Annotated in this window: 19 protein-coding genes; 1 reads left to right on the top strand and 18 read right to left on the bottom strand. The window is 25.0% G+C overall.

Features of this window, described 5'->3' with window-relative positions:
- Positions 1–399: 399 nt before the first annotated feature.
- Both MCORR_RS03935 and MCORR_RS02195 read right to left on the bottom strand, forming a co-directional pair.
- Entirely contained in the window at positions 400–525 is a 126-nt protein-coding gene (locus MCORR_RS03935) for a hypothetical protein (RefSeq protein ID WP_281254014.1), read from the bottom strand.
- A gap of 82 nt (positions 526–607) precedes the next feature.
- Positions 608–1,435 (bottom strand): ECF transporter S component, encoded by an 828-nt coding sequence (locus MCORR_RS02195; protein WP_104207955.1) that lies wholly within the window; start codon positions 1,433–1,435, stop codon positions 608–610.
- Positions 1,436–1,547: 112 nt separating this feature from the next.
- On the opposite strand from MCORR_RS02195, the gene MCORR_RS02190 reads away from it, so the two are divergent.
- On the top strand, positions 1,548–2,111 hold the full coding sequence (locus MCORR_RS02190; RefSeq protein WP_104207954.1) for an inorganic diphosphatase: 564 nt from the start codon (positions 1,548–1,550) through the stop codon (positions 2,109–2,111).
- A gap of 67 nt (positions 2,112–2,178) precedes the next feature.
- On the opposite strand, the gene MCORR_RS02185 is transcribed toward MCORR_RS02190, so the two are convergent.
- The 16 genes from MCORR_RS02185 to tsf form a co-directional block, all read right to left on the bottom strand.
- Positions 2,179–2,409 (bottom strand): S1 RNA-binding domain-containing protein, encoded by a 231-nt coding sequence (locus MCORR_RS02185; RefSeq protein ID WP_104205764.1) that lies wholly within the window; start codon positions 2,407–2,409, stop codon positions 2,179–2,181.
- A 165-nt stretch (positions 2,410–2,574) separates the two neighbouring features.
- Complete coding sequence (locus MCORR_RS02180; protein ID WP_104207953.1) at positions 2,575–3,366, bottom strand: hypothetical protein; 792 nt, start codon at positions 3,364–3,366, stop codon at positions 2,575–2,577.
- 21 nt (positions 3,367–3,387) lie between these two features.
- Positions 3,388–4,101, bottom strand: a complete 714-nt coding sequence (locus tag MCORR_RS02175; RefSeq protein WP_104207952.1) for a YebC/PmpR family DNA-binding transcriptional regulator — start codon at positions 4,099–4,101, stop codon at positions 3,388–3,390.
- A gap of 355 nt (positions 4,102–4,456) precedes the next feature.
- Positions 4,457–5,209 carry a pseudouridine synthase gene (locus tag MCORR_RS02170; protein WP_104207951.1) on the bottom strand — a complete coding sequence of 251 codons (753 nt, stop codon included), beginning with the start codon at positions 5,207–5,209 and terminating at the stop codon, positions 4,457–4,459.
- The gene (gene scpB / locus MCORR_RS02165; protein ID WP_104207950.1) at positions 5,209–5,862 is read right to left on the bottom strand and encodes an SMC-Scp complex subunit ScpB; all 654 of its coding nucleotides are present in this window, start codon (positions 5,860–5,862) and stop codon (positions 5,209–5,211) included. The genes MCORR_RS02170 and scpB overlap by 1 nt, the downstream gene beginning before the upstream one ends.
- The gene (locus MCORR_RS02160; RefSeq protein WP_104207949.1) at positions 5,852–6,685 is read right to left on the bottom strand and encodes a segregation and condensation protein A; all 834 of its coding nucleotides are present in this window, start codon (positions 6,683–6,685) and stop codon (positions 5,852–5,854) included. The genes scpB and MCORR_RS02160 overlap by 11 nt, the downstream gene beginning before the upstream one ends.
- A gap of 47 nt (positions 6,686–6,732) precedes the next feature.
- Positions 6,733–7,569 (bottom strand): hypothetical protein, encoded by an 837-nt coding sequence (locus MCORR_RS02155; protein ID WP_104207948.1) that lies wholly within the window; start codon positions 7,567–7,569, stop codon positions 6,733–6,735.
- A gap of 10 nt (positions 7,570–7,579) precedes the next feature.
- A complete protein-coding gene (locus MCORR_RS02150) occupies positions 7,580–8,161 on the bottom strand; it encodes a hypothetical protein (protein WP_104207947.1) in 582 nt (193 codons plus the stop codon).
- Between the two features lies 1 nt (position 8,162).
- Positions 8,163–9,638: an MFS transporter gene (locus MCORR_RS02145; protein ID WP_104207946.1), complete on the bottom strand. Its 1,476-nt coding sequence runs from the start codon at positions 9,636–9,638 to the stop codon at positions 8,163–8,165.
- Positions 9,639–9,652: 14 nt separating this feature from the next.
- Complete coding sequence (gene argS / locus MCORR_RS02140; protein ID WP_104207945.1) at positions 9,653–11,314, bottom strand: arginine--tRNA ligase; 1,662 nt, start codon at positions 11,312–11,314, stop codon at positions 9,653–9,655.
- A 52-nt stretch (positions 11,315–11,366) separates the two neighbouring features.
- Positions 11,367–11,912, bottom strand: a complete 546-nt coding sequence (gene frr / locus MCORR_RS02135; protein WP_104207944.1) for a ribosome recycling factor — start codon at positions 11,910–11,912, stop codon at positions 11,367–11,369.
- A gap of 4 nt (positions 11,913–11,916) precedes the next feature.
- Positions 11,917–12,633 (bottom strand): UMP kinase, encoded by a 717-nt coding sequence (gene pyrH, locus MCORR_RS02130; protein WP_104207943.1) that lies wholly within the window; start codon positions 12,631–12,633, stop codon positions 11,917–11,919.
- Between the two features lie 79 nt (positions 12,634–12,712).
- Entirely contained in the window at positions 12,713–13,009 is a 297-nt protein-coding gene (locus MCORR_RS02125) for a hypothetical protein (protein WP_104207942.1), read from the bottom strand.
- 1 nt (position 13,010) lies between these two features.
- The gene (locus MCORR_RS02120) at positions 13,011–13,751 is read right to left on the bottom strand and encodes a polysaccharide deacetylase family protein (RefSeq protein WP_104207941.1); all 741 of its coding nucleotides are present in this window, start codon (positions 13,749–13,751) and stop codon (positions 13,011–13,013) included.
- Between the two features lie 68 nt (positions 13,752–13,819).
- Positions 13,820–14,365: a hypothetical protein gene (locus tag MCORR_RS02115; RefSeq protein WP_104207940.1), complete on the bottom strand. Its 546-nt coding sequence runs from the start codon at positions 14,363–14,365 to the stop codon at positions 13,820–13,822.
- Between the two features lie 5 nt (positions 14,366–14,370).
- Entirely contained in the window at positions 14,371–15,264 is an 894-nt protein-coding gene (gene tsf / locus MCORR_RS02110) for a translation elongation factor Ts (RefSeq protein ID WP_104207939.1), read from the bottom strand.
- Between the last annotated feature and the right edge of the window lie 2 nt (positions 15,265–15,266).

Genomic DNA, 15,266 nt, shown 5'->3' with positions numbered 1-15,266 from the left:
TTGGTGTTACAAAAAATGAAAATCCCACAACAACATTTTTATCTGTGTTTCAAATTTTTTTTGCATACATACATACTGCCGCTTGAGAAAGCCATGTAATACCTAAAATCCCAACAGCTTATATTGCAGCCATCAATTCTGGTGCATAAAGTGTTATTGTTTCTATTATTAATCCAACATGTACAGTTCCTGGAGGTAATGCTGAACCACCACCAGCAATTCTCATATTTTTAAGACCTCCCCACCCAATATGTCATCTAAATCCTCACCAATGTCAAGTTATATAATTAACATTTTATTTCTTGGTAAAAAATCATCGATTTTTTGATCTGAAAATTGATAGATCATACTAGAAAACTCATTTTCGTTTCCTTTTAGATGAGGTTTGATTTTTTCATCTTAAATTTTCATTATATTTTTAAAATCTTCATTTTTAAGTGCTTCAACAAAAGAACATATAACATAAAAATCTTTAAATTGGATGTTTACTTCTTCTAAAATCATTTTAAATTTTTCATTTGTCATGATAACACCCTTTTTATATATTAATAAAAATAGTGTGATCTATATCACACTATAATTTTAACAATTAATGCCTATTATGAGTTTATTTTTTGTAATAAATATGATTAATAGGTCGCATTTTTCACTCAATAATGCTAAACACTCCAAATGCTAGAGTATATTTTAAAAAGTTTCAACAAAAAACTAAAAATAATATTTTTACATTAATGTCATCAAATTCAGGTTCACCAGCACTGTGTTCGTGAGTGTGTTCATGATGATGATCAGGTGATACTCATAATGCAAATACAAATAGAGCAGTTGTGATAAGAGTTGAAGCAGTTATCAAAATTGGTAACGGTACAAATCTTTTAAAATATTTTTTTCTTTTATTTTGTTCCTGATGAATTGGAGAATTTTTAAAGAAATAATAAAACACCAGTCAAACTAATCAAACTATTAATATACCAGATAGCATTTCAACTGATGGTGTTATTACACCATGTTCAAAACCATGAACAATACCATGTATTCAAGGTGCTAAAATTGAAATTACAGACGCAAATATTGGACCTAACATAGCTATAGAAATAGTTATCAAAGCTATATCTAAAAATTTAAATGTTAGTCATAATTGGTCGTCTAATGGCAACCTAATTGCCTCTAGTGCCATATCAATTGCTGAAACAGCAAAGCATAAAGCAATAAATATTCCAGTTAAAACTATTTTAAAAATTAATTGAGACCTTGAAAGTCTAAATTCTATATGCAATTTAAATTCATTTTCATTAACATGGTCATGATCTCCAGATTTTGTAATATGATGATCTCCAACATATTGGTCTTTTTCTGGTTGTATTTGTTTATTCACTTCTTCTTCAGAAATGTCTTCTATTTTATTTAATCTTTTGTTCTTATCTTTTGTTGTCATAATAAATCCTAACTTATAATAATTATAAATTAGTTTTTATTATTTTCAATATATTTCATTAAAATATTTGTAAATATTATAAAATATTAATTAGAAAAGAGGAAATTGTAAAATGGCAAAAGATAACATAGTTGATGTAATTGTTGAAATACCAAAAGGCTCATCTAATAAATATGAAGTTGATGGGATAACTGGAAGAATAATTTTGGATAGAGTTTTATATGGAGCGAACTTTTACCCAGGCGAATATGGAATGATAGAAAACACTTTAGACTGAGATGGGGACCCATTAGATGTTATAAGTTTATGTACTTACCCTACTTTACCAGGAGTACAAGTGAGTGTTAGAATTTTAGGATCAATTAAAATGATTGATGCAGGGGAAATTGATACTAAATTGTTTGGGGTTTTTAATGATGATCCTAGATTTAGTGATTACCAAACACTTAAAGACGTACCACAACATTTAAAAGATGAAATTGAAAACTTTTTCTTACAATACAAAGCTTTACAAAATAAAACAGTTAAAATTAATGGTTGAGGAACTTTAGAAGAAGCTATTGAAGAACTTCATGAATGTAAAAAAAGATTTATTGAATATAAAGATAGATTAGATAAAGGAGAAAAAGATTTAATCTTGCAAGAATGAAAAGATAAAGGTATTGGTCAAGGGTAATTTATTTTTATATAAAAAATCACTTAATTTAATAAGTGATTTTTTATTTGTAAAGATTTTATTATTATTAAACTTGTTTAATTGATAATTTTGCTTGAGCTTTTTCTTCGTTTAATTCTAAAATTAAAACTTGAACATCTTCACCAACTTTAACAAAATCGTTAATGTTAGTTACAAATGAGTTAGCAATTTCACTAATGTGGATTAAACCTTTGTATTGTTTCCCATCTAATTCAAAAATTGCAAATGCTCCAAATGGTGCTATGTCTGATATTTGTGCTGTAATAACTGTGTTCATTTCTTATGATCTTCTTTCTATAATTTTATACAAATAATAATGGTACAACAAAGGTGAAAATCTAAGTTATGATATTTTATAATGTATTAATTTAATGATATCAAATCATTTATAAAAAAAATCAAAATTCATACACAATAGTTAAATTATTTGATTATTTTTTAACTAAAAGTACACAAAAGGTCCAACTCATTTTGATGATTCTCAAAAGTTATGTGGTTTATAAATTGGCATAAAACTTAGTTTAAAAGCTATAGAATAAGTTCTAGCGGCTTGAAAGTCATTTTTAAACTCATTAAAATATTCGTTTATAATCTTTGCACATTCAAATGTATAATTTCTTTCAACTTTTAGCTTTAATGTCATTGATCAAAAGTAATTCATTAATAAAAGAAAAATAAAAAATAAAAAACATATTGATAAAACTGGGTATTGTCAAAAAAAGTATAAAAAACTAGATTTTAATCTTCCTGTTTCAACATCACTGCCTTGCATTATTATAAAAACAACAAACTGAAAAATAAAAATAATGAACATAAAAATTAAAATGCAAATTGGAATTAACTTTAAACTTATTTTATACGCTGTTATGCCTTTTTTGCGATTTATTTTTTTATCAGATAATCAAATTCTAGACATTAAGTAGTCTATCTCATACCCAACTGATTCAAAAATTCTTTTTGAAATTACTATCTTATTATTTTTTTTAACATTTTTAAATAACCTTACATATTTTGAAGTTGATTCATAAACTACATTGTAACCTTGCAAGTTATAAATTTCTTTTAACTTTTCTATAAAATATTCAATTTGTTTATTACTAATAACATCATTGTAAGAATTTATTCTAGGCACTTCATAAGTGTAATACTGTTTTGTAAAATAAACATAAATAAAAGAAAGAACTATAAAACCAGTAAAATTTAATATTAGTAAAAATAAATTTAAATAATTCATAGTAACCTCCTTGTTTTTTTATTACATGTTTACATTATGGTATACGTTTTGAACATCTTCGAGTTCATCAAGTCTGTCTAACAATATTTTTAAATTTTGTTTTTGTTCAATTTCAGAAATATCAATATAACCATCTGTTGGTACCATTCTTGTTTCTGCTACTACATATTCCAAAATTCCAAATTCATCAAGAGATGACTTGACAGCGCTAAATGATTTGAACGGTGCTGTTACTATTACTAAACCGTCTTCTTCTTCAACGTCATTAATATGTATTTCACTCATTATTAAATGCTCTAAAACTTCTTCTTGATTTGAATGATCAAATGCAAAAAAAGAAACTTCTTCAAACAAAAAAGAAACTTTTCCTTCTGGATTACCATTGTTTTTATTAAAAACATCTTTAATATTTGCAGCAGCTCTATTCACATTGCTTGTTAAGGCATCAACAATAATTGCTGAATTTCCTGGACCCATGCCCTCATACCTATTAGATACATAATTTTCAGCATCTCCACCATTAGCTCTTTTAATAGCTCTATCAATTACATCTTTAGGTATTTGATTAGATTTAGCTTTTTCAATTAAACCTCTTAAAGTCAAATTAGACGATGGGTCACTTCCTCCTTGTTTTGCTGCCATATATATTTCTTTGGACGCTCTACCATTTGCAGCTGACTTTTTAGCTGCAGTTTTTGCCATAGACGAAGCCCTAACTTCATGTGCTCTTCCCATTAATTTTTCTCCTTATGCTTTTTAATATGTTTTAATTTTAATATTTAAATCATCATCATTATCATTTATTTTAATAAAATTTAAATTGTTTTTATTTTCTTGATAGTGTTATAAGGTTGATTTAATAATTTTATTTTACGTAACTCATTTTATAGTGTGTTATATAAAATAAGATCTTTTAATTATTGTTTGATCAAATAGTATTTATATTTGTCATCAAAATACATATTTATCAGCTTTAAAAAAGTGTGAATTATGATAAATAAATCTTTAAAAAATTCATAACAGCTATTTTTGATAACTTGCTAAATATTGATGTTTTGCCAACTCCATAGTAATCTTGATTTAACTTTATTTATTTTGGCCTATCTTCTTTGCGTTTTGTGGAATTATATATTCCATAAAACTTTTTAACTTCATGGGCTTTTAATTCTCTAAACTCACCAATTCTTAAATCATCAATTTCTAAAAACTCTATTTTTGTTCTTTTCAATTTTTTTAAATCTGCATTAATAGCATCAAACATTTGTTTAACATGGTGTTTTTTACCTTCTGCAATTGTCATTTCAACAATAGACTGATTTTTTTCTACATTGTAATTCACTAATTTTGCATTAATTGCTTTAGTAAAATAATCGTTATCAATTGTTACACCACTAACTAATTCAGAAACTTGCTTATGACTAATTTTTCCTTCACAAAGACCTTGGTATGTTTTAAAAAACTCATATCTTGGATGCATAACAAAATTTGCAAATTCACCATCATTAGTCATTATAATCAATCCACTAACATCATAATCTAATCTACCAACAGGATAAACTCTTGTGGGAACATCTTTAAAGTAATCAGCAACAGTTTTCCTTTGTTTAGGATCATACATGGTTGTTAAAACTAATCTTGGTTTATAAAATAGATAATAAAACTTTTCATTACTTGTTTCAGTTATCTTACCATCAACGATGATTTCAGCATCAGTAGTTGTTTTAAAACCTAATTCAGTAATTCTTTTACCATTAACAAAAACTCTTCCTTCAATTATTAATTTTTCCGCATTTCTTCTAGAAGTTACGCCTCTGGCTGAAAGTATTTTTTGTAACCTTTCCATTAAAAATTCTCATCTCCAACAAAGTTTTCAAAATCTTCGTCATCAACTATCTCTACTTCAGAATTTTTTTGATTCATTTTTTCATCTTCTGAATCAAAAGTGATATTTAACTTTTCTTCGTTATTCACTGTTGAATGAAATAAATCAATTTGGGGGATGGATTCCATCCCACCTTGGATATTAAATAGTTTAAAAAAGTTGTCTGTAATAGAATATAAGTTTGCACCTGTTTCAGATTTACCTACAGCTTTAATAAGTTTTTTATCTCTTAGTTTATAAAACTGATATGAAGAATCAGCTTCTCTTATCTCATCAATACTATTTTTTGAAATAGGTCCTTTATAAGTAATTATCGATAAAACTTCAACGCAAGAAGGAGAAAGTCTTGAAATAGATTTTGTAGCTTCTAACTTTGCCAAATATTCATGCAATTCAGGTTTTGTTTGTAAACGATACTTATTTTTACCAAACTTTTGAATTGAAAAAGCACAGTCTTCACTTGCTTTGTATGATTTTTCTAGTTCTAAAATAACTTCTTGAATATCAACAGGCCTTTTGTCTTCTAACACATTTTGAATTTCTAAAAGACTTATTCCTTCTTCTCCATATACAAACAAAAGTCCTTCAATAATTGATTTCATACTACTGTTCATCTGTTACTGCCTCCTCTATAACTTTTAACAATGCTTCATCCTCTATAACTGATTCGGTAAAAGTAAATTCCAAAGTTTCTTCTTTTTGAGTGATTGTTGCCAATTGGTGCCTAACCAAATCAAGTATTGCTAAGAATGTTGAAATAATATTCATTAAACTAACCTCATAATCAATTATAACTTCTTCTAATTTTCAACTTTTTCTTTTATTGGTTTTCATTCTTGAAACAATAGATTTAGCAATTATTTGGGGTGAAATTATTTCTTGATGGTTTGGGTCATAACCATCTTCTTCATCTCAAAACCCATCATCATTTAAAAAATCTCCTTCTTGTCGCCTTTCCATAGCATTTTTAAAAATGTTAGCAAACTCTTCAAGATCTATATTTAAAATTTCAATATCTTCTTCATCACCTTTTTCTAAAAATTTCTTAAAAGATTGCTTTGATTTAGGTTTAGAAAACGAAACTAAATATTCATCTTGTTTATTATAAAAGAAATTAGTTAATTCTTTAATTTGACCATATTGTGTAATTTGTTCAATTAAATCATCAAACTGTAAATCATCTTCATCAGTTACTTGATTTTGCTCTGGTAATAACTTTCTTGACTTTAATTCTATCAATTGTGATGCCATAACTAAATACTCACTAGCTATCTCAATATCTAACTTTTGTTGACTATTAATATATGAAAGATATTGATCCACTATATCAATTAATTGAACTTGTTGAATATCTATTTTTTTGTCTTTAATCATATTTCACAATATATCAAGAGGACCTGAAAAATTATCAATCGTTAATTCATCTCAATGTTTCATAAATATCTCCTTGTAATTCTTTTATATTTTATAATAAAATGAGTTTTTTAACTCACTTTTTGGCTCATGTCAATTAGTTTGAATAGTTCTTTATCATTTTTAAAATCATTATGTATTTGTATCAGAGTTCGGGCTATTAAAACAAATAGCATTTCTGTTTCTAATGAAATATTAAATTCTGATTTATTATCACTAAAAGAATGTTCTAAGTTATTTCTTAGTTTTCTTAAAAAATGTCAAGAAGATGATTGATTTAAAAGTTTCAGATAAATTTTGGTATTTTCTTTTTTAAGAGAATTTTTAAAAAAAGGCTGAGCAACTTTATCGAAGTCTTTAACAAACTTTAAGTCCCTTGCAATTTCATGTTTTGTCAAATTATATTTTTCTACGATAAATCCGCTAATATAAATCAACTTATCAAAAATAGAAAACAAATACTTGTACATTACAACTTGATTATGATATTCTAATTCATTTATTTTAAATCGATTGTTAAAGCTATCATAACTTTTATCTTTTATAGAATTAATAATATAATAATTAATAATCATATTGACTTCAGTAAAAATATAAATATTAAAAAACATTTTTTTAGATAATGCTAATGAAAAAAAAGTTTTTAATAAATATAAAAATTCATGAGCATCTTTGCTTGAAATAATTTCTGAATCACTATTAATTTTTATATCTATAATTCTATTATTTTTAATTAAATTTTTATTTAGCTTATTAACTAAATTAGAGCTTTTAAAGAAATGATTATCAATTAATTGCGATATAAAAGACATTAAATTTTCAAGTTCTTGATCATTTAATGTTTTAGTTTTAATTAGTTTTATAATTTTTTTTAGTTTATCTACACTTATCTTTAAATCATTATTCATTTTTAGCTCCTTATCCTATAATTATTTCAAATCCCATTTTATGTCAATTAAAAACTTTTAAAAAATAATCATGTTTTTCAATGAAAAATTCAATAGAAAAATCTTTAGTTAATAAATTATCAATTTGATTTGATTGAATAGCTGATTGTTTGGCTTTTTTCAGTTCTTCAATATAATTGACAGTTCATTCTAAAAGTTTTTTAGTGTGTCGTATTTCAATTTGACTTAAAGTTTTATTATCTTTTTTAGTTGCATAGTCGTCTTTAAATTTTACATTTTGATTTAAATATTTTATTTGTTCTTTAAACATAGTGTTGTGTAAAGCATTTTTAAATAAATCTAAGTTTTCATTTTTATCAAAATAATCATCATAGACTAAGGCTCATAAATCTGATTGAGTTGTAAATGCTCTTTTATTGTATTTAGTTGTGTTTATAACTAAATAATTTCAATGCGAAAATGTTTCTTTATCAATAGTTAAATTGTAAGAATTAACAAAAAACTTAATAAAATCTCTAAAAACTTTATCATTAATATTTAAATCATCTTTTTCAACTTCTTCAAGTTTTTCAATAAATTCTTTTTTATTCATTTTAATCCTCTACCATTCTTTTATTAATTTTATTTTCTATTCTTTGCTTTTCAATTTTATACATTTTTTGAATCATAAAATTTACATCTTCATACTCTGCAATAATTGTTTTAGATCACATAAATATTATTATTATGTAAATGCAATTAACCACAAACATAATTGCAAAAACTAATTTCAAAAATATAGATAATTTATTCTTAAAATTTTCTAAATCTATTAATTCAGGACTTATTATTTCACTTGAACTTTTAACTATGAAAATTGAATTATCTAATAAAATGACATAATTAAATAAAGTTGTTATTAAAAACTGACTTAACACAAAACTGCCAGTTACTCATCCCAAAATTGGTTTTTGCTTTGCACGAGAATTTCACATTAATGCAAAAGACATTCAGAAATACATCAAAGTAAATAATACTGAACCAAAAATTATATTTGAAATAATCAATAAAATTGCATTTAAATAAAAGGTATTTACTAATAAGGTTAAAGACATAAGACCAAGAACTAATATAAGTGCATAATTTAGATTTATTTTATTGTTAAATATTTTAAATATAATATATCCAAGAATTAAATGTGGGACAAAAAACATGATTGTGTATTGTCTATCAATAGCATTTAAAAAAAAATAACTAGCTCCTTTTGACTTTAGTTCAGCTATAATATACATTTTAATAAAAGGTGATTGTAAAGATGTGTAGATAATTGATAAAGTGATTGTTAAAATAATCATCTTGACTAAAATATTTTTTTTGTAAGGTGCCATTTGATGAATTATTCTATTTGAAAACCCACCAATTTTATCTGGATATTCTTTTAAAAAAAATGACAGAATAAAACTTATTATAACTAGTACTATTGGTGAATATAATTCTATAAAGTAAGCATCACTTGGAATTATATGCACTAAACTAATTAAAAGATTTGAAGTTAGATATGCCAAAGATATAGTAGTACCCAAAATAAACGAAACTTTAAGTGGAAAATTTTTATTAAACTTTTGTTCATTAAAATATAAAAAATATGAAGATTGAACTCCAAGACATGCACCAATTAAAATAGCTTGAATGATAAATATAGTAATTAAAACAAAATTATTTTCTGTTTGAATAAAAAACAATAAAATTGCTATTATTAAAAATAAATTAGAATATTTAATAAAATCTTTTCTGTTATTAAATTTTATAGACAAGTAGCCATAAACAAACTTGAATATAGCATAAAACAATACTCAACTTCCAATTATCATCATAATTGATAAAATTATTGTGTTACCTTTAAATATTTCATTCATTTTATTAAAATTAATATTTGCAATCATTATTCCTGAAGTTGTTGTTAAAAAAACTTGGGCTATAAAGAAAGCCCATCTTTTTTCTTTATTTTTGTCTTTAAAAAATACATATAAGAAATATGCAATAACTATAACTAAAAAAAACGATGTTATATATAAATCTAAATATTGCATTTTATTTCCTTCTATTACATTTTTTCTAAGGCTTGTATTCCTATCAAATCAAATGAGTTTTGTAAAGTTTGTAGTACAACTGATACTAAACCTACTCTTGACTCACTAAGTTTTATATTAGATTCATCAATAATCTTATTATCAGAATAATAAGAGTGAAATTGTTTTGAAATATTTTGAATATACTCACAAATTATTTGAGGTGCTCTATTTTTAGCTGATATTGCAATTACTTGATTAAAACTGTCTAACAATAAAAGTAACTGTAGTTCTTTGTCATTAGTTAATAATGATGTTTTATTATAATTAGGACTAACTTTTTTTTCCTTTGCTTGTTTTAAAACAGAATTACATCTAGCTGTTGCATATTGAGCATAATAAACTGGATTAGTCGCATTTTTTTGTTGAACTAAATCTAAATCTAAATCCATATGCGAACTACTCGATTTAGAAGCTAACATATATCTTAAAGCATCTTTACCGACCATTTCCATTATATCAACTAATCAAACAGCAGTACCTTTTCTTTTGCTCATTTTGTACTCTTGGCCATCTTTAACAACCCTTACCATTTGCACTATCTCTATTTCTAAAATATTTGGGTTATAACCTAATAATTCAAGACCTGCTCTCATACGAGCAATGTATCCATGGTGATCTCCGCCAAATACATTTATTAATAAATCAGCTTTGCTTCTTTTTAATCTACTATTATGCATTGCCAAATCAGGCACCATGTAAGTTAAAGAACCATCAGTTTTAATTAAAACTCTATCTTTATCATCACCATACTTTGACGATTTAAGCCATAATGCACCTTCACTTTTATAAGTCGCATTATTTTTTTCAAGTTCTTTAAATAATTTATCAATATCTTTGGTTACATACATTTCTTTTTCACTTGAAAAATAATTAAAAGTTACACCAAATGCTTTTAATTGCAATTTAATTTCTTCAAGAAAATAATTTACAGATTCATTTTTAAATACATCTTGAGTTTTTTCGTCTAATATTTGAGTTTCATCATATTTTATTTTAACAAACTTATCACCATATTTATCTTTGATAATTTGTGCTAAGTCATCATAAAAAGTTCCACCATATGAATTTTCTGGTTTAACAGCTTCAATTCCAAAAGACCACAAGTAATGAACAAAAACAGTTACAGCCAGAATATTGATTTGATTACCAGCATCATTAATGTAATACTCTGTTTGTGTGTCATACCCATCAGCAATTAATATTTTTTCTAAAGCAGATCCAACCACAGCATTTCTTGCATGTCCAACATGTAAAAAACCTGTTGGGTTAGCTGATACAAACTCAAGATTTATTAGCTTATTTTTTTTATTATTAAATCCATACATTTTTTTAAGAGTATTTATATTGTTTAATATAGTAGAAATAAACTCACATTTTAATTTGATGTTAATAAAACCTGGTTTTGCCACTTCGATTTCACTATAATAACTTTTTTCTAATAAAATTACTTTAATAGATTCAGCAAGTTCCATCGGATTCATCTTCTTATTTTTTGCATTTATTAACGCAATAGATGTAGAAAAATGAGTATTAATATTATTTTTATTAAGTTCTAAAAGTGGTTCTTTTTTTAAATGAAGTTGTTTAGATATTTCATTTAAATCAGTTTTAATTATGTTAAATATATTATTCATTTTTTTACTCCTTTAAGCAAAAAACATTTGTAAAACAAATGTTTGCTTGTTTTTATAAAGACATTATGTCTTTTTCTTTGTCTTTTGAAATGCCTTCAAGTTGTTTTATAAATTTGTCTGTAACAACTTGAATATCTTTCTCGAAATCCCTTACAAGGTCTTCACTAATATCTTTATTTTTCTTTGCTGTATCAATAGCATCTCTTCTAATATTTCTAATTCTAATTTTGAAATTTTCTAACTCTTTATTTAAACTTTTAACAATGTCTTTTCTTATTTCCTCAGTAAGTGGGGGTATATTGATTCTAATTACGTCACCATCTTCATTGGGATTTAATTTTAAATCAGCTTTAACAATTGCTGCAGCAATTTCGTGAAGTAATGATTTATCCCAAGGCTTAATAAGAATCATTTGAGGTTCTGGAGTTGTTATTGCAGCTGTTTGAGCTATTGGTGTCAAACTTCCATAATAGTTAACCATTACTCTATCTAAAATTGAAGCATTTGCTCTACCAGATCTAATTGTTTTAATATGGGTTTGTCAATTCGAAATAGTTTCTTTCATTGACTGCTCAGTTTTGTTAATTAATTCTTGCATTTTTTTATCCTTTAATAATAGTTGATTCCAACTTACCTTCTAATACTTTAATTATATTATCATATCCTTGCATATCAAACACTTCAATAGGAATGTTTGCATCTTGAGCTAACGTTGATGCAGTTAAATCCATAACTCTTAATTTTTTTTCTGAAATTTCTGAGTACTTTAATTCACTATAAAATTTAGCTTTCGGATTTATTTTAGGGTCTGAATCATAAACACCTTTTACACCATTTTTAGCCATCATTACAACATCAGCTTTAATTTCAATTGCTCTAATAACAGAATTAGTGTCAGTTGAAAAATATGAAAATCCAGTTCCACCAACAAAAATTGAAATATAACCTTCATTCATACTTAATCTAGCTCTTTTAAAATTGTAATCATCAGTTACAGTTTCAATTGGCAAAGATGAGTATACATTAACTTTTTCATATCCTAATCCTTTAATTGTAGATTCTAAAGCTAATCCGTTCATAACAGTTGCTAACATTCCCATATAATCTGCATTTATTTGGGGCATATCAATATCTTTACCAAGATTACCTCGTCAAATATTACCCCCACCAATAACAATTCCTAGTTTTAAACCGTTCTTTGCTAATTCAACAATTTGTTTAGCAATACCAACTAATTGTTCTTTGTTATAAATTTCGGTTTCGCTTTTTAAGGCTTCTCCACTTAATTTAAGTAAGACTGTATTATATTTATATTTCATTTAAACACCTTCTTTTCATCTTATTTATTATACCCAAAAAAGTTATAAAAAAAGTATTCGTGATTGAATACTTTATCTTTTATTTAGCAGTTTTATATGAAAATATAATTACTATCAGTATGCTACAAACAACTTCAAAAAATAAAGTAAGGTAATTTGCAACAGCTCAATTATTATACAAAATATTCATAATTAACAAAGTATATATCAATAATATAGTTGAAAAAAATAATAACGCTGTGTTTAATACTAATTTTAAAACACTATATTTATGTCTTATTTTTTTATAAATAAAAAAACCAATTATGCAATAACTTGTGATTACAATTACAAAAGCAACAATAAGTTGTAAAATTTCTATTCATGAATATGCCATTTTAAAAAACCAACTTTCCGTAATTAGAATAGTGAAATCTTTCATTTTGAGTAAAGTTAGCAAAATTATATTTTTTTGCTTTTAAATTTTGTATTAATTCTGGTAATCAAACTTTTGCATAATCTTTGGAGTGTGCAACAAATATTTGACCTTTTTTTAGATGTTTGACATATTGATTTAATATTTTGTCTTTACCTGTAACTTGTTCAAGATAATCTGTTCCTAAATATCCTCTTATTCAAAAAGGATTTTTTATTCTTTGAATAACATAACCTAAGCCTTTATAATATTGTAAATATGGCATTCTAATAGGGATATCTTTTTTATCTATTTTGATACCATTTTCTAAGTATATATTTTGAATCATTAGATTAACAGCATCTAATTCATTTATTAATATTTTTTGATAATTAATGTATTTATTATGAAAGTACGAGTGATTTCCTAAAGAATGACCACTTTTAATCATTCTATCAACGACTTTTTTTATTCCAATGTCGCTTTTATATTTTTGTAAATTGATTCCAGTCATGAAAAAAGTAACTTTAACATCAAAATGATCTAAAATATCCATAATTTTATTATCTGCATAAGATGAGGGACCATCATCAAAAGTCAACATGACAACCCTTTTATCAGTTTTAATTTTATTGACTTCTTTATTGTGATTTATTGTTATGACATTAAATAACAGTCCTATAAAAATAACAAAAACCACTGTAATTTTTCAACTTTTTTTCATAACAGTCCCTTTAAAATTAAATAAAAATTTGTTAATCCATATATTTAAAAATAGGTAAACTTTTTTATTTACTTTTTATTTAAATTTTTAATATATAATTTAGCATCTTCATCTTCAACTTTAATACCAAGTATTTTTTCATCAAAAAAACTTGGTTTAAGGATTTTTGTACTAAATTTAATACATTTAGTTGTTCTTTTACCTTGTTTATAAAATACAAAAACTTTTAGAGAATTTGTATCATTTATAATCTTAATAATATCTTTATTATTAATCTGTTCACCTAACAATAAAATAGCTTTATCATTTAAACCTATACATAAACTTTGTGAAAATAAAAATAAAAATACAATGCAAATAATTGTCATTATTTGAGATACCACCCACACATACAAGGCTGTTTTATTTACATTATCAATTCTATTTAAAATAATCCCCACAATAGATAAGATTAAAGATATTGATAACGTTGTTATTAAAATTCCAAATACTAAGTAATTTACTTTTTTTGCTCTTGAGCTTAACTTATAAAAACTCCAAAAATAATATCCTAAAGATCCTAAAATAATTATGTTCAATAAAAGTAAAACAATATTCATTAATAAGTATTGCATATAGACTAATTTCCTAACTGTGCAGCTACTTCGCTAGCAAAATCAGATACAACTTTTTCAATTCCTTCACCAACTTCATATCTAACCATATCAATGATTTCAACATGTTTAGATTTCAAGAAATCGCCAACTTTAAAACTTTCATCAACAACATATTGTTGATCCACTAAACTAATTTCTGAAAGTCTTTTTGATAATTTACCTTTTAAAATATTTTCTAAAATATTTGCAGGCTTACTTTTTAATTTTTCATCATCTTTTGCTTCTGCTTTAATGATACTAAATTCAGCTTCTTTAAATGATGTTGGGATTTCATCTTGGTTAATGTACTGAGGTGACATTGCAGCAACATGCATTGCAACACTATATGCATCATTTGAATCTAATTCACCTTTAAATTTTAAAGCAACAGATACTCTTTTATTTGAATGATTATACAAAGTGGTTGAATATCCACTTTGTTTTTCAATTAATGAAAACCTTCTTAATTCTATTTTTTCACCAATTGTAGCAGTGGCATTAATTAAAACTTCTTTAACAGTTTCACCTGATTTAGTTTTTGTATTTAAAGCTTCTTCTAAAGATTTAGCGTTTGAAGTCAAAATAGTATCAGCCACTTGATTTATTAAATTAATAAATTTTTCATTTTGAGCAACGAAATCAGTTTCTGAGTTTACTTCAATAATAACTAAATTTTTATCATTTTCTTTTGCAAGAGATACTCCCTCAGCAGCAATACGATCAGATTTTTTAGCAGCTTTAGCTAAACCATTTTCTCTTAACCAAACAATAGCATCATCAATTACGCCATTTGTTGCTTCTAAAGCTTTTTTACAATCCATCATTCCAGCTTGTGTTATTTCTCTTAATTCTTTAATTTGTTGTGCATTTACAGCCATTT

Source organism: Mesoplasma corruscae (assembly GCF_002930145.1).
Classification (GTDB): Bacteria; Bacillota_I; Bacilli_A; order Mycoplasmatales; family Mycoplasmataceae; genus Entomoplasma; species Entomoplasma ellychniae.
The sequence above is the reverse complement of the archived record's forward strand: the minus strand, read 5'-3'. Positions and strand labels throughout refer to the sequence as shown.